This window comes from Streptomyces sp. H51, assembly GCF_035656535.1.
In the GTDB taxonomy this organism is placed as follows: domain Bacteria; phylum Actinomycetota; class Actinomycetes; order Streptomycetales; family Streptomycetaceae; genus Streptomyces.
Map to the genome: position 1 here is coordinate 324,727 of NZ_JAYMHD010000051.1, position 24,972 is coordinate 349,698.

The 24,972-nt window shown below is 73.1% G+C and carries 23 protein-coding genes; 18 read left to right on the forward strand and 5 right to left on the reverse strand.

Going from position 1 to position 24,972, the window contains the following annotated elements; translation table 11 throughout:
- Positions 1-41 precede the first annotated feature (41 nt).
- Positions 42-668 (forward strand): winged helix-turn-helix transcriptional regulator, encoded by a 627-nt coding sequence (locus VKA29_RS18260; RefSeq protein ID WP_324786898.1) that lies wholly within the window; start codon positions 42-44, stop codon positions 666-668.
- 364 nt (positions 669-1,032) lie between these two features.
- On the opposite strand, the gene VKA29_RS18265 is transcribed toward VKA29_RS18260, so the two are convergent.
- The 3 genes from VKA29_RS18265 to VKA29_RS18275 are packed head-to-tail and all read right to left on the reverse strand — an operon-like array spanning position 1,033 to position 4,649.
- Entirely contained in the window at positions 1,033-1,836 is an 804-nt protein-coding gene (locus VKA29_RS18265) for a hypothetical protein (protein ID WP_324786996.1), read from the reverse strand.
- Between the two features lie 5 nt (positions 1,837-1,841).
- Positions 1,842-3,107 (reverse strand): VWA domain-containing protein, encoded by a 1,266-nt coding sequence (locus VKA29_RS18270; protein ID WP_324786899.1) that lies wholly within the window; start codon positions 3,105-3,107, stop codon positions 1,842-1,844.
- Between the two features lie 9 nt (positions 3,108-3,116).
- Entirely contained in the window at positions 3,117-4,649 is a 1,533-nt protein-coding gene (locus tag VKA29_RS18275; protein WP_324786900.1) for an IucA/IucC family protein, read from the reverse strand.
- A gap of 94 nt (positions 4,650-4,743) precedes the next feature.
- On the opposite strand from VKA29_RS18275, the gene VKA29_RS18280 reads away from it, so the two are divergent.
- The 5 genes from VKA29_RS18280 (at position 4,744) to VKA29_RS18300 (ending at position 9,787) form a co-directional block, all read left to right on the forward strand.
- Complete coding sequence (locus VKA29_RS18280; RefSeq protein WP_324786901.1) at positions 4,744-6,282, forward strand: IucA/IucC family protein; 1,539 nt, start codon at positions 4,744-4,746, stop codon at positions 6,280-6,282.
- A gap of 263 nt (positions 6,283-6,545) precedes the next feature.
- On the forward strand, positions 6,546-6,854 hold the full coding sequence (locus VKA29_RS18285; RefSeq protein WP_324786902.1) for a FeoA family protein: 309 nt from the start codon (positions 6,546-6,548) through the stop codon (positions 6,852-6,854).
- Positions 6,851-8,803: a ferrous iron transporter B gene (gene feoB / locus VKA29_RS18290; protein WP_324786903.1), complete on the forward strand. Its 1,953-nt coding sequence runs from the start codon at positions 6,851-6,853 to the stop codon at positions 8,801-8,803. Before VKA29_RS18285 ends, feoB begins: the two co-directional genes overlap by 4 nt.
- Before the next feature lie 55 nt (positions 8,804-8,858).
- Positions 8,859-9,404: a NifU family protein gene (locus tag VKA29_RS18295; RefSeq protein WP_324786904.1), complete on the forward strand. Its 546-nt coding sequence runs from the start codon at positions 8,859-8,861 to the stop codon at positions 9,402-9,404.
- 50 nt (positions 9,405-9,454) lie between these two features.
- Entirely contained in the window at positions 9,455-9,787 is a 333-nt protein-coding gene (locus VKA29_RS18300) for a cupin domain-containing protein (protein ID WP_324786905.1), read from the forward strand.
- Between the two features lie 81 nt (positions 9,788-9,868).
- On the opposite strand, the gene VKA29_RS18305 is transcribed toward VKA29_RS18300, so the two are convergent.
- Complete coding sequence (locus tag VKA29_RS18305) at positions 9,869-11,452, reverse strand: aldehyde dehydrogenase (NADP(+)) (protein ID WP_324786906.1); 1,584 nt, start codon at positions 11,450-11,452, stop codon at positions 9,869-9,871.
- A gap of 163 nt (positions 11,453-11,615) precedes the next feature.
- On the opposite strand from VKA29_RS18305, the gene VKA29_RS18310 reads away from it, so the two are divergent.
- From VKA29_RS18310 to VKA29_RS18365, 12 genes are all read left to right on the forward strand, one after another.
- The gene (locus VKA29_RS18310) at positions 11,616-12,776 is read left to right on the forward strand and encodes an NAD(P)/FAD-dependent oxidoreductase (RefSeq protein ID WP_420718522.1); all 1,161 of its coding nucleotides are present in this window, start codon (positions 11,616-11,618) and stop codon (positions 12,774-12,776) included.
- Positions 12,773-13,027, forward strand: coding sequence for a (2Fe-2S)-binding protein (locus VKA29_RS18315; RefSeq protein WP_324786908.1), 255 nt, complete (start codon positions 12,773-12,775; stop codon positions 13,025-13,027). The genes VKA29_RS18310 and VKA29_RS18315 overlap by 4 nt, the downstream gene beginning before the upstream one ends.
- Positions 13,020-14,471, forward strand: a complete 1,452-nt coding sequence (locus VKA29_RS18320; RefSeq protein WP_324786909.1) for an NAD(P)/FAD-dependent oxidoreductase — start codon at positions 13,020-13,022, stop codon at positions 14,469-14,471. The genes VKA29_RS18315 and VKA29_RS18320 overlap by 8 nt, the downstream gene beginning before the upstream one ends.
- Positions 14,468-15,364: a dihydrodipicolinate synthase family protein gene (locus VKA29_RS18325; RefSeq protein WP_324786910.1), complete on the forward strand. Its 897-nt coding sequence runs from the start codon at positions 14,468-14,470 to the stop codon at positions 15,362-15,364. The genes VKA29_RS18320 and VKA29_RS18325 overlap by 4 nt, the downstream gene beginning before the upstream one ends.
- 2 nt (positions 15,365-15,366) lie before the next feature.
- Positions 15,367-16,368, forward strand: coding sequence for a proline racemase family protein (locus VKA29_RS18330; RefSeq protein WP_324786911.1), 1,002 nt, complete (start codon positions 15,367-15,369; stop codon positions 16,366-16,368).
- 456 nt (positions 16,369-16,824) lie between these two features.
- Positions 16,825-17,973, forward strand: coding sequence for a branched-chain amino acid ABC transporter substrate-binding protein (locus tag VKA29_RS18335; RefSeq protein WP_324786912.1), 1,149 nt, complete (start codon positions 16,825-16,827; stop codon positions 17,971-17,973).
- A 73-nt stretch (positions 17,974-18,046) separates the two neighbouring features.
- Positions 18,047-18,946, forward strand: coding sequence for a branched-chain amino acid ABC transporter permease (locus VKA29_RS18340; protein ID WP_324786913.1), 900 nt, complete (start codon positions 18,047-18,049; stop codon positions 18,944-18,946).
- The gene (locus tag VKA29_RS18345) at positions 18,946-20,046 is read left to right on the forward strand and encodes a branched-chain amino acid ABC transporter permease (protein ID WP_324786914.1); all 1,101 of its coding nucleotides are present in this window, start codon (positions 18,946-18,948) and stop codon (positions 20,044-20,046) included. Before VKA29_RS18340 ends, VKA29_RS18345 begins: the two co-directional genes overlap by 1 nt.
- A complete protein-coding gene (locus VKA29_RS18350; protein WP_324786915.1) occupies positions 20,043-20,882 on the forward strand; it encodes an ABC transporter ATP-binding protein in 840 nt (279 codons plus the stop codon). Before VKA29_RS18345 ends, VKA29_RS18350 begins: the two co-directional genes overlap by 4 nt.
- Complete coding sequence (locus VKA29_RS18355) at positions 20,879-21,592, forward strand: ABC transporter ATP-binding protein (protein ID WP_324786916.1); 714 nt, start codon at positions 20,879-20,881, stop codon at positions 21,590-21,592. Before VKA29_RS18350 ends, VKA29_RS18355 begins: the two co-directional genes overlap by 4 nt.
- Positions 21,593-21,595: 3 nt before the next feature.
- Positions 21,596-22,639 carry a proline racemase family protein gene (locus VKA29_RS18360; protein ID WP_324786917.1) on the forward strand — a complete coding sequence of 348 codons (1,044 nt, stop codon included), beginning with the start codon at positions 21,596-21,598 and terminating at the stop codon, positions 22,637-22,639.
- Positions 22,636-23,568, forward strand: a complete 933-nt coding sequence (locus tag VKA29_RS18365) for an ornithine cyclodeaminase family protein (RefSeq protein WP_324786918.1) — start codon at positions 22,636-22,638, stop codon at positions 23,566-23,568. Before VKA29_RS18360 ends, VKA29_RS18365 begins: the two co-directional genes overlap by 4 nt.
- Before the next feature lie 106 nt (positions 23,569-23,674).
- Here the strand turns inward: VKA29_RS18365 and VKA29_RS18370 are convergent, their stop codons facing one another.
- Positions 23,675-24,901 carry a S1 family peptidase gene (locus VKA29_RS18370; RefSeq protein ID WP_324786919.1) on the reverse strand — a complete coding sequence of 409 codons (1,227 nt, stop codon included), beginning with the start codon at positions 24,899-24,901 and terminating at the stop codon, positions 23,675-23,677.
- Positions 24,902-24,972: the final 71 nt, after the last annotated feature.

A 24,972-nucleotide genomic window follows, 5' to 3' on the forward strand; every position in this document is an offset into this window, starting at 1 on the left:
AGACGCTTGGAAAGTCCAACAACATGTCTAGACTGCGTCGCATGTCACCTCGCCGAAGCTACGACCAGTACTGCTCCGCCGCCCGCGCCCTCGACCTCGTCGGCGACCGCTGGACCCTGCTGATCGTCCGCGAACTCCTGGCCGGACCACGCCGGTACACGGACCTGCACGCGGACCTGCCGGGCGTGAGCACGGACGTACTCGCCTCGCGGCTGAAGGACATGGAGCGTGACGGCCTCACCACGCGGCGTCGGCTCCCCCCGCCCGCCTCCGCCTACGTGTACGAACTCACCGGCCGGGGCCGCGAGTTGCTGCCGGTGCTGCAGGCGCTGGGGGAGTGGGGGCAGGCGGAACTGGGCGATCGGCGGCCCACCGACGCGGTGCGCGCGCACTGGTTCGCGCTGCCGCTGCTGCGGGCGCTGGAGGGCGAGGGGATCGTCGAAGTGCGCCTGGAAGAAGGCGAGTTCCACCTGTACGTCGGCGGCGGCGAAGGCCCCGCCTACCGCGAGGGGCCCGCCCCGGTCGAACCCGACGCCCGGCTGGCCATGGACGTGGACACCTGCACCGCGGTCGGCCGGGCCGAGCTGAGCCTGACGGAGGCGGTGCGCGCCGGCCGCGTGCGGGTGACCGGCGACGGCACCCTGGCGAAGGCGCTGCGCGAGGCGTGAGCGGCGGCAGGCCCCGCAGCGCCCGCAGCGCCCGCAGCGCCCGCAGCGCCCGCAGCCTCCGCAGGCCCCGCAGCCTCCGCAGCGCCCGCAGGCCCCAGCAGCCCCCGCAGGCCCCGCAGCCCCCGCAGGGCCGCGGGACCGCGGGGCAGGCGTGCGCGCCGCTGCCGCCGGGAGCCGTCCGCCGTGAGCGGGACGGGCAGGCGGCGCGAGGGACGGACGGGCGGGCGGCGCGCCTTCGGCGAGGGCACCCGGCCCCCGCCCCGTCGGCGCGCGGCGCGCGGGGCGTGCGGCCGGGGCGGGGACGGGGAGGCCGAAGGCCCGCCGGAGGGGCGGGCCTTCGCGGTCCGGGACTTCGCGGAGCGGGTCAGGCGCCCGGCGGCACCCGTGACGGGCGGCCCGAGCCGCGGGTGAGGGCGTAGCCGCCGATTCCGGCGAGCGCGGCCAGGATGCCGCCGATCCCGGTCCACACCCAGCGGTCGGACCACCAGCCGGACGCCCAGCCGTCCTCCGGCTCGATGGCGGAGAGCACCGCGGACGACTTCTTGTCCTCGTCGTCCTGGGCGGAGGTGACGGCGATGCCCGGCACCAGCGGTTTGCCCAGCGAGCCGTCCACGGCCGCCGCACCGCCGATGTCCTTGGAGTCGGCCCGGACCGAGGCGGTCACCGGCAGGCCCAGGTCGGCCGTCGCGAGCTTCACCACCGTCAGCCGGACGTAGTACGTCCCCGGCAGCGGGTCGTTCGCCCACGGCTCGGACCAGGCGCGCACGGTCCGCAGCGTGCAGGCGAGTTCGACCGAGCCGGCGCCCTGGACGGCGGTGCGCGTCTGGGCGCCGTACTGGCAGGCCTGGCGGCGGCGCAGGCCGTCGTAGACGTCGATCTGCCAGGTCTGGTCCGCGTGCGAGCCGGGCAGCTCGACCGTCGCCCGGACGGTGGGGCGCTGGCCCTCGTCGGCCGGGAACGACCAGTACAGGTAGTCGCCCGCGGAACCGCTCGCCGTGGCCTCCTGGCCCTGGTCGATCTCGGCCGCCGTACGGAAGGAGGTGCCGGCCGAGGTGGGCGCGTCACCGTCCGACGAAGACGAAGGCGACGGCGAGGAGTCGGCGGCCGCGGGTGCGGCGGCCAGGCCCAGCGTCAGCAGGGCCGCGCCCAGCACACGTGTGATCGGAATCCGCATCAGTTGGTCCTCCAGACCGCGACCCGCCAGCGCGACAGCCAGCCCCACAGCACCCCGGCCAGGAAACCGGTCAGGATCAGCACGCCGAGCAGCCACCAGCCCCGCCCGAGGCCGAAGGCGGCCACGTCCCGGGACGTGCCCGGCCCGTCCACCACGTCCACGGTCAGCTCCAGCGGCATACCGGGCGTGGCCTTCACCCCGGAGGCCGCCGAGAAGCTGTTGGTGACCTGGAGGCACACGGTCTCCGCCGCGGCCTCCTCGTCGTCGCTCTCCGCCTTCGGGTAGCGCAGCCCCGTCGAGATCACGTCCGTACGGCCGTCGCCCGCGGCCTCCCCGCGCACGATCTCGCGCCCGTGCACGGTGACCGCCCGCAGCAGCACCCCGTAGTCGGGGTTGACGGCCCGGTCGGCGGCCACGCTCACCGAGGCGCGCAGCTCCTTGCCGGGCTCCACGTCCACCTTGTACCAGCGCTGCTGCCCGAACTCCTCGCGGTCGGTGTAGAGGCCCGACTTCAGCGCGGGCGCCTGCGCACACGCGCCGGCCCCCTCGGTGGCCACCGGCGTGACCACCGGATCGGCCGCCCGGTCCACCAACTGGTTCACCTTGTCGGTGAGTTCGTCGGTGTGCTCGACCGAGGTGTACGTGCCGCCGGTCGCCTCCGCGATGCAGCTGAGCTGCTTGCGCAGCTTGGTGTTCGGGACCAGGCCGAGGGTGTCGATGGTCAGCCCGATGCCCTTGGCGGCTATCTCGCGGGCCACCTCGCACGGGTCCAGCGGGGCGCAGGTGTCCTCGCCGTCGCTGATCAGCACGATCCGCTTCGAACCGGCGTCGGCGCCCAGGTCGTCGGCCGCCTTGAGCAGGGCGGGACCGATCGGCGTCCAGCCGGTGGGCGAGAGCGTCGCCACCGCCGTCTTCGCCTCGGTGCGGTCCAGCGGGCCGACCGGGTAGAGCTGCGCGGTGTCCTTGCAGCCCGTCCGCTTGTCGTTGCCCGCGTAGTCGGCGCCGAGGGTGCGGATGCCGAGCTGAACCTCCTCGGGCGTCGCGTCCAGCACCTCGTTGAACGCCTGCTTCGCCGCGGCCATCCGGGTGCCGCCGTCGATGTCCCGGGTCCGCATGGAACCGCTGACGTCGAGGACGAGGTCGACCTTCGGGGCGTTCTCGCCCGTGGGTTCGCCGGCGGCCGCCGCGGTCGGGAAGGCCAACCCGGCCGTCAGGGCGGCCAGCAGGGCGCAGGCCCCTGCCGCCAGCCGTTGTGTTCTGATCATCGGCGGATCCTATTGATCCAGGGTGTCCGGCTCCAAAACGGCCTCCCACCGAAGGGGGTTGGGCAGCGCGGTCCACCGGTCGCCTCCGGCCGACGGCGACAGCCGCATCAGCGTCAGCGCCTTCGCCGGCAGCGGCTCGCCGAGCAGCGCGGCCAGGTCGGGGGTCGGCGGCAGGTCCCGCACGGCCGCCTCGAGCGCCCCGCGCAGGGCCGTCGCCGAGCCCGCCGTGCTCGCCAGCGCGCCCGCCACCAGGGAGCCGAACAGCTTGCGCCTCAGGGCCGTCTCGTCGTCGGTGACGTTCCGTCCGGTCAGCTCCGGGAGCGGGACACCGTGCCGGGCGAGCCGGGCCGGGCCGACGCGGATGTCGGCGAGGTCGCGGTAGACCAGCCGCAGCGGGGCGCCCGTGGCGGACAGCACGACCAGCAGGTTCTGGCCGTGCGCCTCCAGCGCCACGCCGAGGTCCAGCAGGCGCAGCCCCACCGTCAGGGCGAGGCGCGCGAAGGCGGCGAGCCAGGCGGGGGAGGCCGTCAGCCCGGTCTCCGGCAGCGCGGCCACCGGCACCACCCGCTCGCCGCTGCCCGCCGCCGCGTACAGGTCCGGCGACTCCCGCAGCACCGCCGCGAGATCGGGCGAGCCGGCCGCCGCGCCCAGTGTGCGGGTGACGTGCAGCAGGCCGTCGGTGCGCGCCGCCAGCGACTCCGCGAACGCCGACAGGGTCGCCGACAGGGCGACCGAGCGGACGGAGATGTCCCGCACCGAGGACGTCAGCCGGGTGCTCAGCGCGGTCTTGACGTGCCGTCCGCCGGGCACGGCGAGGGTGCGCAGGGACATCAGCGGATGCCCGGTGACCCATGCCTCGCCCGCCCGCCGCAGCACATGCTCCGCCTGCCACGGGTGGACCGGCAGCAACAGCCGTGAGCCGTCGCGCAGTTCGCCCGGCCACGCCCCCGTCACCAGGCACTCGTCCACCGGCGCCGACAGCAGACCGAGCGTCACCAGCGGCCGGTGCTCGGGCCCGTAGGCCAGCTGCTCGGCCACCGAGAAGCCGGGTCTGGCACGGCAGTTGGGATGGTAGGGATGCCCGTCCACCACCCGCTGCTCCCACTCCCAGCCGGTGACCGGCCACCCCTCCGGGCGGGGTTCGCGGTCAGCACGCGAGAGAGCCGACGAGGCCACGCTGTGCGCCAGCTCGTCCGCGAAGCCGTCGCCGTGCCGCACGGCGAGCGCGGCCATCAGCAGGGCCGGATGCGCGTACGACGTGCCGTCGAGGCCGACCTCGGTGACGTACCCGGCGGTGGCGTACGGGTCGGCGGGCGGACCGTGCAGCCTGCGGCCGTCCCGGAGGCGCAGCGTCAGGCCCTCGCCGTCCGGCGCGCGGCCCGTGATCCACGGCAGCGGCTCGTGGCACAGCGCCCGCCACAGCCGGGTCAGCACGGCCGCCCGGGCGCCCGGCAGCTCGGCCTCGTAGCGCGGCAGCAGGCCGGGGCGCACGGCCGCGAGCTCGCCGGCGACCCGGACCTCGACGGGGTGGGGACGGTGCACGGGCGGGCTCCTCGGGTACCTGTAGGGCGTCACGGTCCAGGGCTGACGCATACATACTGATCGTCCCGGCCCGGAACGGACCTCCAGGGAACGAATGGAACGCGTGGACCTCATGCCCCCGTCCGGCGGAGACGACGTCACGGAGCGCGCCGACGTCATGGAACGCGCCGACGCGTACGCGGCGGCACCGCTCCTGAACTGCCTGCTGCGCGAGGTGGCGCACCCCCTGCCGGAACCCGGCGTGTACCGGCTGCCCGGAGCGGACCGGCTGCTGCGCGTGCGCGGCACCCGGCGGCCCGCCGAGCCCGAGGTGCGTGCGGGAGGCCGCTGGCACCGCATCGGCCACCCCGAGCTGGTCAAGCTGGTCGCGGAGGAACTGCGCCGGCACACCGGCCGGTCCAACCACGAACTGCCCGCCGAGATGATCGACAGCCGGGACGCGGTCGCCGCGCTGCTCGCCGCGCGCGCCCGGGCGACGCCGCCCGCGGACCCGTACCTGCGCTCCGAGCAGTCCCTCGTCACCGGCCACCCCCACCACCCCGCCCCCAAGGCGCGCGGCGGCGGCCCGACCGCCTCCTGGCTCCCGTACGCCCCCGAGGCGTACGCCCGCTTCCCGCTGGTGCTGCTCGGGGTGCGCGCGGACACGGTCGTCGAGGAGGGCGACACCTCCGCGCTCGACGCCCTCGGCGACGCCCCGCCCGGCTACCGGCTGCTGCCCGCCCACCCCTGGCAGCTGGACCTGGTGGACCTGGCGGACGCCTTCGCCGACGGCCGGCTGGTCCGGCTCGGCACGACCGCCTTCGACGCCTGGCCCACGGCCGCGATCCGTACGCTGTACGCCCCCGGGGCCGACCTCTTCCTGAAGTTCAGCCTGGACGTGCGGATCACCAACGACGTCCGGCGGCTGTGGCGCCACGACCTGGTCAGGCTGCGCGGCACGGACAGCGCGGTGACGGCCGCCTTCGCGGCGATGCCCGGACCGGCGGCCTGGATGGGCGACCGCGGCTACCGCACCGCCCGCTTCGCCTACGAGGAACTGGCCGTCCTGGTCCGCGACGGGCTGCGCGGCCACCTCCTGCCCGGCGCGACCCCGCTGCTGGCCGCCGGTCTGGTGGAGGGCTTCGCGGGCAGCCCGCTGCCGCACGCGGCCGACCCGGCGGCCTGGTGGGAGGCGTACCTGGCCGCCGTCGTCCCCCCGGCCCTGGCCGCCTTCGCCGACCACGGCGTCGTCCTGGAGGCGCACCTGCAGAACACGCTGGTCGCCGTCGACGCCTCCGGAACACCGGTGCAGGCCCTGTTCCGGGACGCCGAGGGCGTGAAGCTGCTGCCCGAGGTGGACCGGGCGGCCGGCTGGGAACGGCTGGTGTACTGCCTGGTCGTCAACCACCTCACCGAGGTCGCCGCCGCCCTCGTGGAACACCACCCCGGCCTCGACCCCTGGCCCGCCGCCCGCCGCGCGCTCACCCGCCCCGGGCTCCCCGAGACGGCCGCCCTGCTCACCTCGCCCACCCTCCCCGGAAAGACGAACCTGCTGCTGCGCTGGACCGGCGCGGACGGCGCCGAGGCCCGCTACCGGCCACTGCCCAACCCGCTGGCCGGCGGCCGGCGGTCTCCGGAACGGATCTCCCCTTGACCCGCGCACGCCCCTTGACCCGCGTATGCCGCTTGACCCGCGTATGCCGCTTGACCCGCGTATGCCGCTCGGCCCGCGTACGCCCCTCGACCCGCGTACGCCCCTCGACCCGCGTACGCCGCGGGCGCGCGGCTGACAGGGCCGGAGGGCCCGAAGTCGAGGGCCGAGGGGACTCGGCTGTCTCCATGTCGATAAGTTAGCCTTCCCTTACTGAGGCCCGTGGTGAGGCGGGCCTCGTGCGGCACGGGCTGGTGGAGAGGCGCATGAGTGGTATCGGCGGGGTCCGCGAGGAGACAGACGGCCTGGAGGCCGCCGACGACGTGACGTCGCGCCCGCTGGCGGACCTGCCGCCCGGCGCCCGCGCGGTGGTGGCGGCCGTCGGCGGCGCCGAGCCGCCGCACGTGATCCGCCGGCTGCACGACCTGGGGTTCGTCCCGGGCACCGAGGTGGAGGTGGTGCGCCGGGCGCCGTTGCGCGATCCGGTCGTCTACCGCGTCCGGGACTACGAGGTGTGCCTGCGCCGGGCGCAGGCGGGGTGCGTGCGGGTGCGCGTCGCCGAGGAGGCACGGTGAGCGCCGGCTGCCACGGCGCCGAAGGCGGGGAGACCACCCTCACCGAGGCGGCGCCGCACATCGCCCTGGTCGGCGCCCCCAATTCCGGCAAGACCAGCGTCTTCAACGGCCTGACGGGGCTGCGCGCCAAGACCGGCAACTATCCCGGCGTGACCGTCTCCCGCTTCGTCGGCACCTGCCGGGCGGGCGGCCGGCGTTTCGTCGTCGAGGACCTGCCCGGCACCTACGGCCTGGAGCCCGTCAGCCCGGACGAGAAGATCGCCGTCGACGTGCTGGACGGCCGGATCGACGGCGTGGACCGTCCGGACGCGCTGCTGGCGGTGGTGGACGCCACCACCCTGCGGCGCTCGCTGGGGTTCCTCGCCCAGCTGCTGGCCCGCGGGCTGCCCACCTGCGTGGTGGTGACCTTCACCGACGAGCTGGCCCGCCGCCAGGGCCGGCTGGACGTCGAGGCGCTCGGGCAGGCGCTGGGCGTGCCGGTGCTGCCGGTGGTCGGCCACCGCGGACACGGCATCGCCCGGCTGCGCGAACAGATCGCCGAGTGGCGCTCCTGGAGCGTGCCCGCGGTGGCGCCGCCCACCGACCCCGGCGAGCGGGACGCCTGGGGGCGGTCGGTGCTCGCCTTCGCCGGATACCGGCCGCCGGAGCGGCACCGGGTCACCCAGCGCGTCGACGCGGTCCTGCTCCACCCGGTGTGGGGCACGGCGGTGTTCTTCGCGGTGATGGCGGCGTTCTTCCAGACCGTCTTCACGGTGGCCGCCCCGCTGCAGGACGCGGTCGAGACGCTGTTCTCCTGGCTGGCGGGCCTGGTGTCCGACCACGTCGGCAACCCGTGGCTGGCCGGGCTGCTGGGCGACGCGCTGATCGGCGGCGTCGGCAGCGTGCTCGTCTTCGTCCCGCAGATCGCCCTGCTGTTCCTGCTGCTGGCCCTGCTGGAGGGAGTGGGCTACCTGGCGCGGGCCGCGTTCCTGATGGACCGGGTGATGGCCCGCTTCGGCCTGGAGGGCCGGGCCTTCGTGGCGCTGCTGTCGTCGTTCGCCTGCGCGATCCCCGGCATCATGGCCACCCGCACACTGCCCTCCGCCAAGGACCGCCTGGCCACCATGATGGCCGCCCCGCTGATGACCTGCTCCGCGCGGCTGCCGGTCTACGTGCTGCTCATCGGCCTGCTGGTCGACCCGTCCGCACGGGTCGGCCCGTTCGGCGCGCAGGGCCTGGTCATGTTCGGCCTGTACCTGCTCGGCGCCGTCTCCGCGCTGCTGGCCGCCTGGGCGTTCAAGAAGATCGGCGACCGGCACGGCGAGGCCGTCCCGTTCTTCATGGAGCTGCCGCCCTACCGGCTGCCCGCCCCGCGTGCCGTCCTGGTGGCGATGTGGTCCTCGGCGCGGTCGTTCCTGCGCAAGTGCTCGACCGTCATCGCCGCCACCAGCATCGTGCTGTGGCTGCTGCTCAACCTGCCGGTGCACTCGGCGGCCCAGCTGCGGGCCGACGGCGTCGACACCGCCGACCGGACGGCCGTGTCCGCCTACACCGTCGACCACAGCTACGCCGCCGGCCTGGGCCGCCTGGCCGCCCCCGTCTTCGACCCGCTCGGCTTCGACTGGCGCGTCAACGTCGGCGTGCTGTCCGCGCAGGCCGCGCGGGAGACGTTCGTCGCCACCATCGGCCAGGTCGCCGCCGCCGAGAACCCCGAACACCCGACGCAAGCGCTGCGGGACATGACCTACTCCGACGGGCCGCACGCCGGGGAACGGGTGTTCGTGCCCGCCACCGTCGCCGCGCTGCTGGTCTGGTTCGTCTACGCGCTGCAGTGCATGGCCACCGTGGCGGTGCTGCGCCGGGAGACCGGCAGCTGGCGATGGCCCGCGATCGCCTTCACCTACCTCACGACGCTGGCCTGGCTCATGGCCTACCTGGCCCGCACGGTCACCCTCCTGATGAGCGGCTGAGGCGACGGCCGTGATCCCCATGCACCCCCAGCCGGTCCCCGGTGAGCCCGCCCGAATGCGCTGGATCGTCCCGGCCGGCGCCCTGCCGTGCGCCGGCCCGCAGGCCGCCGTACCCGCTCCCCTGGAAGCGCTGCTCGCCGACGGCACCCTGAGCCGGATCACCGTGGAGCCGTCCGCCGTCGTCACCGACCTGAGCGAGGGCCGCTCCTGGTCCCGCGAGGGCGCCCGGGTGCGCACCGCGCTGCACGCCGCCCTCGACGACCCCGCCGGATGGACGCCGGCCGACGACGACGGCTCGTACGCCGACACGGCGGCCCACGCGGCGGCGCGCGACGTCCTGGCCGGCCCGGTGGGCGACTTCGCCCGCTCCCACGGCGGCACCATCGACCTCGTCGACGTCCGCGACGGCGTGGTGACCGTCCGCCTCGGCGGCGCCTGCCACGGCTGCCCCGCCGCCTGGTTCACCCTGCACAACCGCCTGGAGCGGGAACTGCTCCGCCGCCTGCCCGGCCCGCTGGAGATCCGCAGCATCGGCACGCCGGGCCTCCCGGCACCGGCCGGCCTCCGCCGGGGCGGCGACGGCACCGGCGTACGCCGCTGATCGCCCAGTAGGCTGAGGCCGACGCCGCCCCCGACCCCGGAGCCGCACCGATGCAGAAGCTCTCCCTCGACGCCGAGGCCCGCGAACACCTCGAACGCGCCGCGGCGGCCCCCGCCGGACGCAGCGCCGCGACCGTGTACGGCGGTCACGAGCACACGCTGCGCCAGACCCTGCTCGCCCTGACCGCCGGCACCGTCCTGGCCGAGCACGACAATCCCGGCGAGGCGACCCTGCTGGTGCTGCGCGGACGGGTACGACTCGTCAGCGGCGACACCTCCTGGGACGGGCGCACCGGCGACCTCCTCGTCATCCCCCGGGCCCGCCACAGCGTCGAGGCACTCGAGGACGCGGCCGTCCTGCTGACCGTCGCCAAGACCGCCTGACCCGCGAGCCGCCCGGCACGGGTACGTCCGTGCCGGGCGCCGACGCGGTCCGCGGTGCGCGGGCCCGGATCGGTGACGGTGTCACCGAGCTTGCGGTTCACGCGCCCCGTCGACGAGCCGGGCGACCCCCAGCGGATTGCCGGCGCGCAGCTCCTGGGGGAGGAGCGCGTCGGGGAACGACTGGTAGCAGACCGGCCGGAGCCAGCGTTCGACGGCCAGCGTGCCGACACTCGTCGTCCCGGGTGCGGACGTCGCGGGCCACGGGCCGCCGTGCACCATGGCGTGGGACACCTCGACGCCGGTGGGCCAGCCGCCCCACACCACGCGTCCGGCGCGGTCCTCCAGGACCGGCAGGAGGCGTTCGGCCGTCGCCAGGTCGGCGTCGGTCCCGTGCAGGGTGGCCGTCAGCTGCCCTTCCATGCGCTCCATCAGCGTGACGAGTTCGTCGGCTCCCGACCACCGCACGATGAGCCCCGCGGCGCCGAAGACCTCACCGGTGAGGTCCTCGTGGGCCGCGTAGGCCGCCGCGTCGCACTCGAGGACGAGCGGGCCGGGGGCGTACGGGCTGTCACCGGGCACCCCCCGGGCCACCACCGACACCCCGTCGACGGAAGCCCACCGCTGGACCCCCCTGGCGAAGCCGTCCGCGATGCCGGGGGTGAGCATGACCTGGCCCGTCGTGCCGGCCAGGGAGTCCGCCACGGCCTCGCGGAAGGCGTCGCCGGCCTCGCCCGCCGGAAGCAGGAGGAGGCCGGGGTTGGTGCAGAACTGTCCGGAGCCGTTGGTCAGCGACGTCACGTACGCGTCGGCGAGCGGTCCGGGATCGGCCAGCGCGCCGTCGAGGACGATCACCGGGTTGACCGCCGACATCTCGGCGTAGACCGGGACGGGCACCGGGCGGGCGTTGGCGGTGGCGAGGAGCGCGAGCCCGCCGCCGCGGGAACCGGTGAATCCGACGGCCGCGATCCGTGGGTCGCGCACCAGCGCCTGGCCGACTTCCACGCCGCGGCCGACCAGCAGCGAGAAGACCCCGGCGGGCATCCCGGTGCGCCGGGCGGCGGCGGTGACGGCGCGGGCGACGAGTTCACAGGTGCCGGGATGGGCCGGATGCGCCTTGGCGAGGACCGGGCAGCCCGCGGCGAGCGCGGAGGCGGTGTCCCCGCCGGCGACGGAGAAGGCCAGCGGGAAGTTGCTCGCCCCGAACACGGCGACGGGTCCCACGGGTATCCGGCGCAGCCGCAGGTCCGGGCGCGGGAGCGGCCGGCGCTCGGGAAGCGCGGAGTCGATACGGACACCGAGCGCGTCCCCGCTGCGGACCAGGTCGGCGAACATGCGCAACTGCGCGCAGGTGCGGGCTCGTTCGCCGGTCAGGCGGGCCGGCGGCAGCCCGGACTCGAGCGCCGCGAGGGTCAGCAGGCCGTCGCCGAGGGCCTCGATCTCCTCCGCACAGGCGTCGAGGAAGGCGGCCCGCCGGTGCGCGGGCAGAGCGCGGTATTCACGCGCGGCCGAGGCGGCGTGCTGTGCCGCCCGCGCGACCTGGTCCGGTGAGGCGTCGCGCAGTTCGGGGCCCGACGGTTCGCCGGTGGCGGCCACCACGGCACGCCACGGTTCCCCCGTGCCGGGAACGTCATGGCCGGCGACGATCGAGTGTCCGGTCGGGTTCACAGTGCTCCATCCCTTCGTCCCGTCCAGGACGAACGTCTCGACAAAGTCACGCTGACGTTGTCGTTGTCTTCGGGGCGATCGGATGTATAGCCTAAGCAATAGCATGTGACATTGCACAGTGGGTCGGACAGAGGGTCGTACGGAGGAGGGCGGGCCGGTGAGCCTGAAGGTCGTTGTGGTGGGCGCGGGTGTCATCGGCGCCGCGTGTGCCTTCCACGCCGCCTCGGCGGGCATGGACGTGACGGTCGTCGACCGCGGGCCGGTCGGTGCCGGGACGACGAGCCGGGGAGAGGGCAACGTCCTCCTCTCCGACAAGGAACCGGGCCCCGAACTCGACCTGGCCCGCCTGAGCCGCACCCTGTGGGACGAGCTCGGCGAGGAGCTCGGACGGGACTCCTTCGAGCTCGAATCCAAGGGCGGCCTGGTCGTCGCGAGCTCGGCAGAAGGCCTCGCGGCGCTGCGCGCGTTCGCCGCGCGGCAGGCGGAAGCCGGCGTCCGCACCGAACCGGTCGAGGACGTGCACGACCTGGAGCCCCACCTCGCGCCGGGGATCCCCGGCGGCGTCCACTACCCCCAGGACGCCCAGGTGCAGCCCGTTCTCGCGGCTGCCGCGCTGCTGCGCGCCGCCATGGCACGCGGCGCCCGCTTCCGGACGGGTGAAGTCGTCGCGGCGACGACCGACCGCGACGGCCGGATCGACGGTGTCCGGACGGCGGCCGGTGACACCGTGCCCGCCGATGCCGTCGTCAACGCCGCCGGGACCTGGGGCGGTGAGCTCGGCCGCCGGCTCGGCGCGCCCGTGGAAGTGCTGCCGCGCCGGGGCTTCGTCCTGGTGACCGAACCGCTGCCGCCCATGGTCCGGCACAAGGTCTACTCGGCCGACTACGTCGCCAACGTCGCCTCGTCCGACGCGGGGCTGGAGACCTCCGGTGTCGTCGAGGGCACGCCGGGCGGCACGATCCTGATCGGCGCCAGCCGCGAACGCGTCGGCTTCGACATGACCATGAACCCCGCCGTGGTCACCAGACTCGCCGCGCAGGCCTGCCGGTTGTTCCCCTTCCTCAGGGACGTCCACCTGATCCGCGCCTACCGCGGATTCCGGCCGTACTGTCCGGACCACCTGCCGGTCATCGGCCCCGATCCCCGGGTCCCGGGGATCATCCACGCGTGCGGTCACGAGGGCGCGGGGATCGGCCTCGCCCCCGCGACCGGCGCGCTGGTGACGGCCCACCTGCTCGGCCGTCCCTGGCGCGGCGCCGACCCGGCGGCACACGCCGACTTCCTGCCCGACCGCTTCTTCGCCTCTCCCGGAGCGCCCCGATGAACGAAATCATCATGGACGGAAGACCACTGCCGTTCGTCGACGGCCAGACCGTCGCCGCGGCCCTGGTGGCCGCGGGCCGGGTCGCCTGGCGCACCACCCGCGTCCGACAACGCCCGCGCGGCGTCTTCTGCGGGATCGGTGTCTGCTTCGACTGCCTCGTGACGATCGACGGAGCGGGCGGACAACGCGCCTGCCTGGTCCTGGCACGTGCGGGCATGACCGTCACGACGGAGGAGAGCGACGATGAGTGAAACGGGCGACCTGATCATCGTGGGCGCGGGCCCGGCCGGTATGGCGGCGGCGGCCACGGCCGTGGCCGGCGGACTGCGCGTCGTGCTCGTCGACTCCGGCACCGCCGTCGGCGGGCAGTTCTGGCGGCATCCGCCCCAGGACGCGCGGCCGGCGATCCCGACCGAGGACCTCCATCACGGGCTGCGCGAGTACCGCGCTCTGGAGCGCGAGCTGTCGGCGGCCCGGGCAGCGGGACGGCTCGACCTGCGCCTGGCGCACCATGTGTGGTCCGCCGTCCGCGAGGACGCCGGGTTCGCGGTCCACGCCGTCGACCGGCGCGAGGCCCCGCAGGAGACCGCCGTGACCCTGCGCGCGCCCCGGCTCCTGGTGGCGACGGGTGCCTACGACCGGCAACTGCCCTTCCCCGGCTGGGACCTGCCGGGCGTGCTCACCGTCGGCGGGCTCCAGGCACTGCTCAAGGGCGGCGGAGTCGCGGCCGGCAGCCGCGTCGTGCTGGGCGGCACCGGGCCGTTCCTGCTGCCGGTGGCCGCGGGGCTCGCGGCACGCGGAGTCGAGGTGGTCGCCGTGTGCGAGGCGGCCGGCCCGCTGGCCTGGCTCCGGCACCCGGGCGCCCTGCTGCGCAACCCGGGCAAGTGGGTGGAGGGAGCCGGATACGCCGTCACGCTCGCGCGTCACCGTGTTCGCGTCCGTCCGCGTACCGCGATCATCGGTGCGGACGGCGGCGACCGGGTGTCGTCGGTCCGTATCGCCTCCCTCGGACCCGACGGCACCCCGCGACCGGGCACGGAACGACGGATCGAGGCCGATGCCGTCGGGGTCGGCTGGGGCTTCACACCGCAACTCGACCTGCTGATCCCCCTGGGCTGCGAGCTCGCGGACCAGGAGGACGGCAACACGGCCGTCGCCGTCGACGACGGGCAGCGCACCAGCGTCGCCGGGCTCTACGCGGCGGGCGAGGCGTGCGGTGTGGGCGGAGCACCGCTCGCGGTGGCCGAGGGGCGGCTGGCCGCCGGATCCGTCCTCATCGACTCCGCGGCGGGCGCCGTGCCGGACGGACGCGCGCTGGCCGCCCTGCGGGCCAAGGTGGCCGGACAACGCGCCTTCGCCCGCGCGCTTGCCCTCGCCCATCCGCTCCCGCCGAAATGGTCCTCGTGGCTGACCGACGAGACCGTCGTGTGCCGCTGCGAAGAGGTGACCGCGGGAGCTGTCCGCGCCGCCTGCGCCGACGGCGGGGCACGAGACCACCGGCAGGTCAAGCAGTTGACCCGGGCCGGCATGGGCTGGTGCCAGGGCCGGATGTGCGGACCGGCGGTGCACTGCCTCGCCTCACCGGACCAGCGGGCCTACACGCCCGCGGAACGACTCGTCGCGACGCCCGTCACCCTCGGTGCCCTCGCCGACCTCGATGAACACCAGCAAGAAACCGACAAGGAGTACAGATGACCGACAACCGCAAGCCCTGGCACGGCGTCATCGTGGCGACCAGCCTGCCGTTCCACGACGACCTCAGCGTCGACTTCGGCGCCTACGGGGAAAGCGTCGCGTGGCTCGCCGAGCAGGGGCTGCACGGTGTCGCGCCGAGCGGGTCGCTGGGCGAGTACCAGACCCTCACCTGGGAGGAACGCGACCGGGTCGTGGAGACGGCCGTGGCCAACGCGCCCGAGGGGTTCACCGTGATGCCGGGCGTCGGCGCCTACGGCGGCAGCGAGGCCAGGCGGCACGCCCAGTTCGCCAAGGACGCCGGCTGCCAGGCCGTCATGTGCCTGCCGCCCAACGCCTACCGCGCCGACGACCGCGCGATCCTGGAGCACTACGAGATGGTGGCGTCGGTCGGCCTTCCCGTCACCGCGTACAACAACCCCATCGACACCAAGGTCGACCTGCGCCCGGAACTGCTGGCCAAGCTGCACGCCGAGGGATTCATCGTGGGCGTCAAGGAGTTCTCCGGTGATGTCCGGCGCTGCTACGAGATCGCCGAACTCGCCCCCGGCCTCGACCTCATGATCGGCACCGACGACACCGTGCTGGAAGTCGGCATCGCCGGCGCCAAGGGCTGGGTCGCCGGCTACCCGCAGGTCTTCCCCCGGGCCTGCCTCGCGCTGTACGAGGCCTCGGTCGCGGGTGACCTCGCCACCGCCCTGCCCCTGTACCGCCAACTGCACCCGGTGCTGCGCTGGGACAGCAAGACGGAGTTCATCCAGGCCATCAAGCTCGGCCAGGACATGATCGGCCGACGCGGTGGCGCCTGCCGCCCGCCTCGCCAGCCGCTCGCCCCGGAGACGGAGGCGATCGTGCGCGCCGCCACCCAGACCCTCATCGACGCGGGAGTCAACTGACGATGCGTTCGACCGTCTGCTACCACGCCGTCGACTCGCACACCGAGGGAATGCCGACCCGTGTGATCACGGGAGGCGTCGGCGTCCTCCCCGGGGCGACCATGTTCGAACGACGGCAGCGGTTCGTCGCGGAACGCGACCACCTGCGCACCCTGCTCATGTGCGAGCCGCGCGGGCACGCGTCGATGTCCGGAGCGATCCTCCAGCCGCCGACCCGGCCGGACGCCGACTTCGGGGTGCTCTACATCGAGGTCTCCGGCTGCCTGCCGATGTGCGGGCACGGCACCATCGGCGTGGCGACCGTCCTCGTCGAGACGGGCATGGTCGAGGTCACCGAGCCGTACACCCTGGTCCGCCTCGACACCCCGGCCGGCCTGGTCACCGCCCGGGTGCGGGTCCGCGACGGCCACGCCGAGTCGGTGACCCTGGAGAACGTCGCGTCGTACTGTCACGCCCTCGATCAGGTCGTCGACGTGCCGGGATACGGGCCGGTGCGCTACGACATCGCCTACGGCGGCAACTTCTACGCCTTCGTCCGGCTCGACGAACTCGGCATCCCCTTCGACCGGGCGGAGAAGCAGCGGCTGCTCGACGCCGGGCTGGCCGTGATGGACGCGATCAACACGCAGAACCCGGTGTCGCACCCGGAGAACCCCGAGATCGACGTGTGCCATCACGTCTATCTGGAGGCGCCCGGATCGACCGCCGAGCACTCCCGGCACGCCATGGCGATCCATCCGGGCTGGTTCGACCGGTCGCCGTGCGGCACGGGCACCAGCGCGCGGCTGGCGCAGTTGCACGCTCGGGGCCTGTTGCCGGTCGGCCGGGACTTCGTCAACGAGTCGTTCATCGGCTCCCGGTTCACCGGGCGCATCCTCGGCGAGACGACGGTCGGGGACCGGCCGGGCATCCTGCCGTCCGTCACCGGACGCGCCTGGATCACCGGAACCGCTCAGTACATGCTGGATCCGTCCGACCCGTACCCGGCCGGTTTCACGCTCTGACCGGCCCGGTCGCCGTACGTCATCCGCACGTCATCTGCGAGACAGGCGAGGTTGGCCAAAAAGTCACGTGTCCATCACAAGGGCCTACAGGGCTCCCGTGATGCGGCACGAACGGCTAGATTGTGCAATGTCACACACCACGTCGTGTGTCGGTGAAACCTGAAGAAGAACCGTGGGCGGGGTTGCGCATCCCACCACGAGTGCCGGCGAAACTCAGCCCACGTCGGCGCCCCTCTGTGCAATGTCACACATTACACAGAGGGGCGCAGCAGTACACGGCGGAGGTGAACGCCCACCGCACGTGCGGGCGGGAGCCCCGTCTACCGACGCCAACAACAGCCCCCACTGTGCAATGTCACACATTACCTTGGTCGTGTGTGCGCTGCCGCAGCCGGGAGCGACTTTCGGTCACCGAACGGTCCCTCTGCACACGGACCGTGCGAGATGGAGTAAGGCATGACATTCATCCGTCGCGGCACCATGACGGCCGCCGCCATGGCACTCGGGCTCACCCTGACTGCCTGCGGGAATCTCACCGGAGAAAGTTCCGGCAAGGACAGCTCCGGCCCCATCAAGCTCGGCATGCTCACACCGCTGACCGGCAGCTCCGCCGCCATCGGCCCCTACATGAAGGACGGCGCCCAGCTCGCCGTCGACGAGATCAACGCCAAGGGCGGCATCGACGGCCGCAAACTCTCCCTGACCGTCGAGGACGAGGCGTGCGACCCGAAGACGGCCGCCGCCGGCGCCGCCAAGCTGGTCAGCGCCGGCATCGACATCTCCGTCGGCGGCTACTGCTCCTCCGCGACCCTGCCGACGCTGAGCATCTTCGACAAGGCCAACATCCCGATGCTCATCCCGGCGGCCAACTCCACGGACCTGCTGGCGCCGGAGCAGCGGAACGTCTTCATGATCAACGGCACGGGCATCCAGCAGGCCGAGGCCGCGTCGAAGTTCATCAAGAAGCAGGGCAGCAAGCGCGTCGCACTGCTCGACGACAACACCTCGTACTCGACCGACATCGCCAACCGCACCGGGGACCAACTCGGCCTGCTCGGCGTCAAGATAGCCGACCACCAGTCGGTCACCGCGGGAGAGTCGGACTACTCCGGGGCCGTCAACGCCGTGCTGGACTCGAAGGCGGACTTCGTCTACTGGACCGGCTACTACCAGGAGGGCGGACTGCTCATCAAGCAGCTCAAGGCCGCCGGGTACAAGGGCCGGATCATGATCGCGGACGGCTCGGTCGACGCCAAGCTCGTCAAGATCGCGGGCCGGAAGAACGCGCAGGGCGTCTTCGCGACCATGACCCAGACGCCGCAGACCATCCCCGACGGCCAGGCGTGGGTCGACAAGTACAAGAAGAAGTTCGGCTCCGAGCCCGGACCGTACTCGACACAGTCGTACGACGCGGTGCGCGTCGCCGCGGAGGCGGTCAGGAAGGCCGGCTCCACCGACGGCGACGACGTGATCCGGGCGCTCGAGAAGATCGACGGCTTCGAGATCTTCTCCGGCCCGCTGAAGTTCACCATCCAGCACACGCTCAGCGTGGGCGGCTTCGACATCCTCGTCGTCAAGGACGACAACTTCGTCCTCGACAAGTGACGCCGGCCGGTGGCCGGTTCGCCCCGGCCGGCCACCCGCGTGGCGTCTCCCCTCACGCACCGGGAAACACCGCATGGACCACTTCATCCAACTCGTGCTCAGCGGCCTGTTCGTCGGCTCCTTCTACGCCTTGGTCGCACTCGGCTACTCCATGGTCTACGGGATCATCAAACTGCTCAACTTCGCGCACGGCGACATCTACATGCTGGGCGCGTTCGTAGGCTTCACCGTCCTGAGCGCCGGCGCCGGCGCGCTCGGTGGCGGGCTCCTCGCGCTCATCGCCATCATGATCATCGCGATGATCGCCACCGGCACCTTCGGCGTGGTCCTGGAGCGGGTGGCCTACCGCCCGCTGCGCAGCGCGCCCCGGCTGTCCGTGCTCATCACCGCCGTAGGAGCCAGCTTCGCGCTCGAGTACGGCATCGCGGTCGCCTTCGGGGCCAACCCGGAGGTGTACCAGATCAGTGTCGGCGCGGGTTCCCTGGACCTGGCCGGCGCGCACCTCACCTACGCCCAGCTCGCCATGATGGTGATCGCGGTGGTGCTCATGGTCGCGCTCGACACCCTGGTGCGGAAGACCCGGTCGGGCCGCGCCATGCGGGCCATCTCGCAGGACCCGAAGGCATGCCTGCTCATGGGCGTCAACGTCGACCGGGTCATCTCCCGCACCTTCTTCCTCGGCTCGGCGCTGGCCGGCGCCGCAGGCGTCATGGCCGGCGTCTACTACGGGAAGATCGACTTCCTGATGGGTTTCGTCATCGGGCTGAAGGCGTTCACCGCGGCGGTCATCGGCGGCATCGGCAACCTGCGCGGAGCCGTGCTCGGCGCCGTCGTGCTCGGTCTGCTGGAATCGTTCGGCGTCGCCTACCTCGGCAGCGAATGGCGCGACGTCTTCGCGTTCGGCTTCCTCATCCTCTTCCTGACCGTGCGCCCCACCGGGCTGCTCGGCGAACGCGTCACGGAGCGTGTGTGATGAAAGACGAAACCACCCTCCGCCCGGCCGAAGAGCCCTCGGCCTACGTCAGAGCCGTCGACGAGCACGCACCCGCGAACGTCGCGCTCGCCGGCCAGGGCGTCGGAACGCCCCGGTCCCGCCGTGCGCCGATCGCGGAAGCCGTCTCCAGCCTGCTGGCCAGCAAGTGGCTCGGCCTGGGGGTGGCCGTGATCGCGCTGGCCCTGCCGTTCCTCAACTCCAGCACCTACGTCATCCAGATCGCCGTGGACGCCCTCATCTTCGTGATGCTCGCGGTCGGGCTGAACATCGTGGTCGGCTTCTGCGGGCTGCTCGACCTCGGATACGCCGCCTTCTTCGCGATCGGGGCCTACACCGCGGGACTGCTGTCGACACGGTACGGGTGGCCCCTGATCGCGACGATCCCCGTCGTGGTGGCGGCCGCGGTCGTCGGCGGGCTCGTCATCGGCGGGCCGACGCTCCGGCTGCGCAGCGACTACCTGGCCATCGTCACCCTCGGTTTCGGGGAGATCATCCGCATCACGGCGAACAACCTCGACTTCACCGGCGGACCGAACGGCCTGTACGGCATCCCCGACTTCGGCGACTTCGGCCTGCGCTCCGACATCACGCTGTACTGGATCACCGCGGCCGTCGTCATCGTCGCCGTGCTGTTCTCCAGCCGGCTCGGGCGCGGCCGGATCGGCCGGGCCTGGCGGTTCGTCCGCGAGGACGAGGACGCCGCCGAGGCCATGGGCATCCACACCTACAAGGCGAAGTTCGCGGCGTACATCGCCGGCGCGGTCTTCGGCGGTGTCGCGGGCGTGCTGTTCGCCGCGCACCAGACGGCGATCTCCCCGCCGAGCTTCAACTTCCTGTGGTCCGCGCTCATCCTGATGGCCGTCGTGCTCGGCGGCATGGGGTCGACGCCGGGTGTCGTGGTCGGCGCCGTGGTCATCTCGCTGCTGCCCGAGCTGCTGCGCGGGGCGGAGAACTGGCGCTATCTCATCTTCGGTCTGCTGCTGATCGTCGTCATGATCTTCCGGCCGCAGGGACTGCTGCCGGCCCGTACCGGCGAAACCGGGCGGCGCGGCCGCCGAGCACAGGAAGGCACGTCGTGAAAAAGGTGCTCCTCGATGTGAGGAACATGGCGGTCTCCTTCGGCGGAGTACGCGCCGTCGACGGCCTGACGTTCTCCGTGCACGCGGGCGAGGTGCTCTCGGTCATCGGCCCGAACGGCGCCGGCAAGACGAGCGCGTTCAACTGCATCACGGGCTTCTACAAGCCGTCCGCGGGCTCGGTGACCTTCGACGGCACCGACATCACCGGGAAACGGCCGGCCGTGATCGCCGCGAGCGGCATCGCGCGCACGTTCCAGAACCTCCGGCTCTTCGGCGAACTGACCGTGCTGGACAACGTCCGGGCGGGCATGCACGTCCGCATCCGGCAGAACTTCCTCGACGCGATGCTGCACACGCCGCGCTACCGGCGCAGCGAGGACGCGGCGACCGAGGAGGCGCACAAGTGGCTCGACTTCGTCGGCATGGCGTCCGACCGGACCGCGCAGATCCGCAACCTCCCCTACGGCGAGCAGCGGCGCGTCGAGATCGCCCGTGCGCTGGCCCGTGAGCCGCGCATGCTGCTGCTCGACGAGCCGGCGGCCGGACTCAACCACGGGGAGAAGGAGCAACTGCTCGGCCTGCTGCGGCGGATCGCCGACCTCGGGATCGCGGTGGTCCTCATCGAGCACGACATGGGCCTGGTCATGGAGGTGTCCGAGCGGATCGTGGTACTGAGCTACGGCAAGGAGATCGCCGACGGCACACCGGCGTCGATCCGGTCCAACCCGGCGGTCATCGAGGCATACCTCGGCGCGGAGGACGACGAGGCGCACGCGGAGGCCGAACGAATCGCGGCCCAGGCCGGCCCGGCCGGCACGGCGGAGGTGCAGTGGTGAGAACGATCCTCGACATCAGCGGCCTTCAGGTCAGCTACGGAAAGGTGGAGGCCCTCAGGGGCCTCGACCTCACCGTCGGCGAGGGGGAGATCGTCGCCCTGCTGGGCAACAACGGCGCCGGCAAGTCGACGACCGTCTCGACGATCTCCGGCGTGGTCCGGTCCCGGGCGGGAACCGTCACGGCCTACGGCGAGGACATCACGGCGGCGACGCCCTGGTCGATCGTCGAACGCGGAATCGTCCACGTGCCCGAGGGCCGGCGGATCTTCTCGCGGCTGACCGTGCACGAGAACCTCCAGCTCGGCGGCTACACCGTGCGCGACAACGCGTCCATCGACAAGCGGATCCGACAGGTCTACGAGCTGTTCCCGCGCATGGCCGAACGCCGCGATCAGCAGGGCGGCACCCTCTCCGGCGGTGAGCAGCAGATGCTCGCCATCGGCCGGGCACTGGTCGCCGGGCCCCGGCTGATCATGCTGGACGAGCCGTCGATGGGCCTGGCGCCGCTGATCGTGGCCCAGGTGATGGAGGCCATCGTGACCGTCAACCGGGCGGGCACGTCGGTGCTGCTCATCGAGCAGAACGCACGAGCCGCACTGAAGATCGCCCACCGCGGGTACGTCATCGACTCGGGCCGGGTGACCCTGACCGGGCCGGCCGACCGGTTGCGCGCCGACCCGCAGGTCGTCGAGGCATACCTGGGAGCGTGACGGATGACGACAAGCGCACCGATCGAGACGATCGACTGGCACACCGGCGGTGAGCCCTTCCGGATCGTGCCCGACAGCCCGGCCGCGCTGACCGGCGACGGGCTCACCGTCGCCGAGCGCCGGATCCTCGCCATCCGGAGCGACGAGGCACAGTGGGTACGCGCGCTGCTGTGCGGCGAGCCCCGCGGTCACGCGGACATGTACGGCGGCTTCCTGGTCCCGCCCGACGACGCCGGCGCCCATCTGGGAGTCCTGTTCTGGCACAAGGACGGGTTCTCCACGGCATGCGGACACGGCACCATCGCCCTCGGCGCCTGGGCCGTCGCCTCGGGCCGGGTCGCGGCCCCCGCCGACGGCTCGACCGACGTCCTGATCGACGTCCCCTCGGGGCGCGTCACGGCGAGCGTCCGCACCAGAGCGGGCCTGGTCGAGGACGTCACCTTCACCAATGTCGCGAGCCATGTCCACGCCCGCGGCGTGGAGGTCGCGACGTCCCGCGGAACGGTCACCGTCGACATCGCCTTCGGCGGTGCGATGTACGCCGTGCTGCCGGCGGCCTCGGCCGGCCTGCGCGTCGGGCCGGAGCACCTCGCCGAGATCGTCGCGGTCGGCCGCGAGATCCGCGACGCCCTCAACGCCGCGGGGGCCGCCGAACACCCCGGTGACGCCCGGCTCTCCGGCGTCTACGGAACGATCTTCACCGAGGAGGTCCGCCCTCCCCTGCTGCGGACCGACGGCAGCCGGCAACTGCACCAGCGCAACATCACGGTGTTCGCCGACGGCCAGGTGGACCGGTCCCCGTGCGGTTCGGGCACGTCGGCCAGGGTCGCGCTGCTGGCCGACACCGGCGAACTGCGTCCCGTTGACGAATTGCGGCACGCGTCCGTGGTGGGCTCCGTCTTCCGCGCCCGGATCACGGAGTCCACCACGGCACACGGAAGGCCGGCCGTGATCACGGCGGTGACGGGCACCGCCCACGCGACGGGGACCTGCCGGTTCACCGTCGATCCCCGCGACGCCCTGCTCCCCGGGTTCGTGCTGCGATGAGCGTGATCCTCGACGCCCAGGACGTCTTCTCGCTCGGTCCCGTCGCCGCGGTCGCCGCGATCCGTGACGTACTCGCCGGGGGACTCGACCCGGACGCCGACGTGCCTCGCGTCGTCCTCGACCTCGCGGGCGGCCAGGGGCTGCTCATGCCGTCGGAGACCGGCGGCTGGTTCGGGGTGAAGGTCGCGACCGTCGCGCCCGGCAACCCCGCGCGCGGCCTGCGCCGGATCGACGCCACCTACCTGCTGTACGACAGTGAGACGCTGACCTGCGCCGCGATCCTCGACGGGGTCGCGCTGACGGCCCTGCGCACGCCCGCGGTCGCGGTCGCGGCCTGTCTGGACCGGCTGCGGGCCGCCGCGGACTGCTCGCCGGACGGGCTGCGGCTGGTGGTCTTCGGCGCGGGCCCGCAGGGCGAGGGACACGTGCGGACGATCCGGGCGCACGTGCCGGTCGCCGGCGTCACGGTCGTCACCCGTCGCGGCGGTGCCGTCCCGGTGTGGGCGGACCGTCACCTGACGGCGGACGACGCGGCGGTCGCCGGCCGCGTCCGCGGGGCGGACGTGATCGTGGCGGCGACCTCGGCCCGGGAACCGGTCGTCGACGGGACTCTGGTGCGCGACTCGGCGGTCGTCCTCGCCGTCGGTTCCCACGAGCCGACGGTACGGGAGCTCGACGGTGCGCTGATGGGGCGCGCCACGGTCGTCGTCGAGAGCCGCGAAGTCGCGCTCCGTGAGGCGGGAGACGTCGTCCTCGCGGTGCGGGAGGGCAGGCTCGACCCGGCGTCGCTGAAGACCATCGCCGACCGGATCGGCCCGCGGGCGACCGTCCTCGCCGACCGTCCCCTGGTGGTGAAGACGAGCGGAATGGCGTGGGAGGACCTGGCGGTGGCCGTGGCGGTGTACCGGCAGGGCGGCAGGAGGGCATGACCTCCGTCGTGGCCGGTCTGCCGGACGTCCTGGCGCGGGTGAGCCCGGGGCCTGTGCTTGCACAGGCCCCGGGCCGCAGCCGCTGGTCTCCGGGCGCGTGGCGCGCTCAGCCGGCCAGCAGCGTCACCCCCCGGTCGGACAGCGCCCGGCTGATCGGCTCGTGGATCATGCCGCAGCCGCTGTTGGGCCCGCCGCTGAGGATGCCGTGAGCGGTGGATCCGTCGTAGACGCCGCTTCCGCTGTCACCGGCAGCGTCGCAGGCGGTGCTCCAGGTCATGCCGGCCAGTGTGCGGTCGGGATAGGACACGGTCGCGTCGGTCTCGGTGATCTGCCCGCAGGTGTAGCCGGTCGTGGAGCCCTGCTTGCAGACGTACTGCCCGACGTAGTCGTAGCCCCAGCCGGTGATGCGGGTCGAGGGGTAGACCCAGCCCCGGGGCTGCCACCAGTTGGAGTCGTCGATGCGTACGACGGCGGAGTCGCCGTAGTAGCCGAAGGTGTAGTCGGAGACGCTGCCGACTCCCTGGTAGCCGTAGCTGTAGGTCGGGACCTGCCAGTACGAGCTGCCCTCCGCGCAGTGGCCGGCGGTCATCATGTAGTAGCCGTACGAGTCGTAGGCCATGAAGGCGCTGGTGCAGCGGATGTTGCTGCCGTAGATGGCCAGGCCCGAGCGCAGCGGCGGGTCGCAGGAGTACTGACCGCCGCAGTAGAACGGCTTGGAGGCGTGCGCGTAGGTGCTGACGGTGAGGGCGTCACCGAAGGTGTGCTTCGCCCACCGCACGACCGTGCGCTGAGCAGCCGTCAGGGCCTTGCCCCGGGGCAGGTCCAGGCGCAGCTTGTTGTCCTGCACCACCACCGCGGACTGCAGGCCGTGGGGGGCCGACTTGTTCGCCGCGGCTATGCGCCTGGCCAGTGTGTCCGACATGCGGCTGAGCTGCTGCCAGCTGCGGCGCACGACCACGGTGGCGGTGTCGGGCGCCTGGGCCCGTGCCGCCTGCTGCCGCGCGGACGCCGCGGCCGCGGGTCGCGTGACGGCGACGGTGAGTCTGCCGCCGTGCTCCTGGTCGATCCAGGCTCCGCCGAAGCGGGAGGCCAGGGACGTGCGCAGGGCGGTGGCGACGTCGGTGAGACGGTCCTGGCGGAGGATCCGTCGTCGTGCTTCCTGTGCGGACAGGTGCTGGTCCGCGGAGAGTTGGACGGCGGCGGCCTGCTGCGTGGCGCTCAGTCGCGGCGTGGCGGAGCCGCCGCTGCCCACGGCGGGCGAGGCCAGGACACAGGTGACCGTGAGAGAAGCGAGGATCGGCCAGAGAAGGCGTCGTGCGGTCGAGGCTTTCACTTGATTACCTCCTTCGCTGAGGGGGGACCGGTCGTTTTGCGCTGTTCGGAGTCCGGGCGGCGGCGCCACCC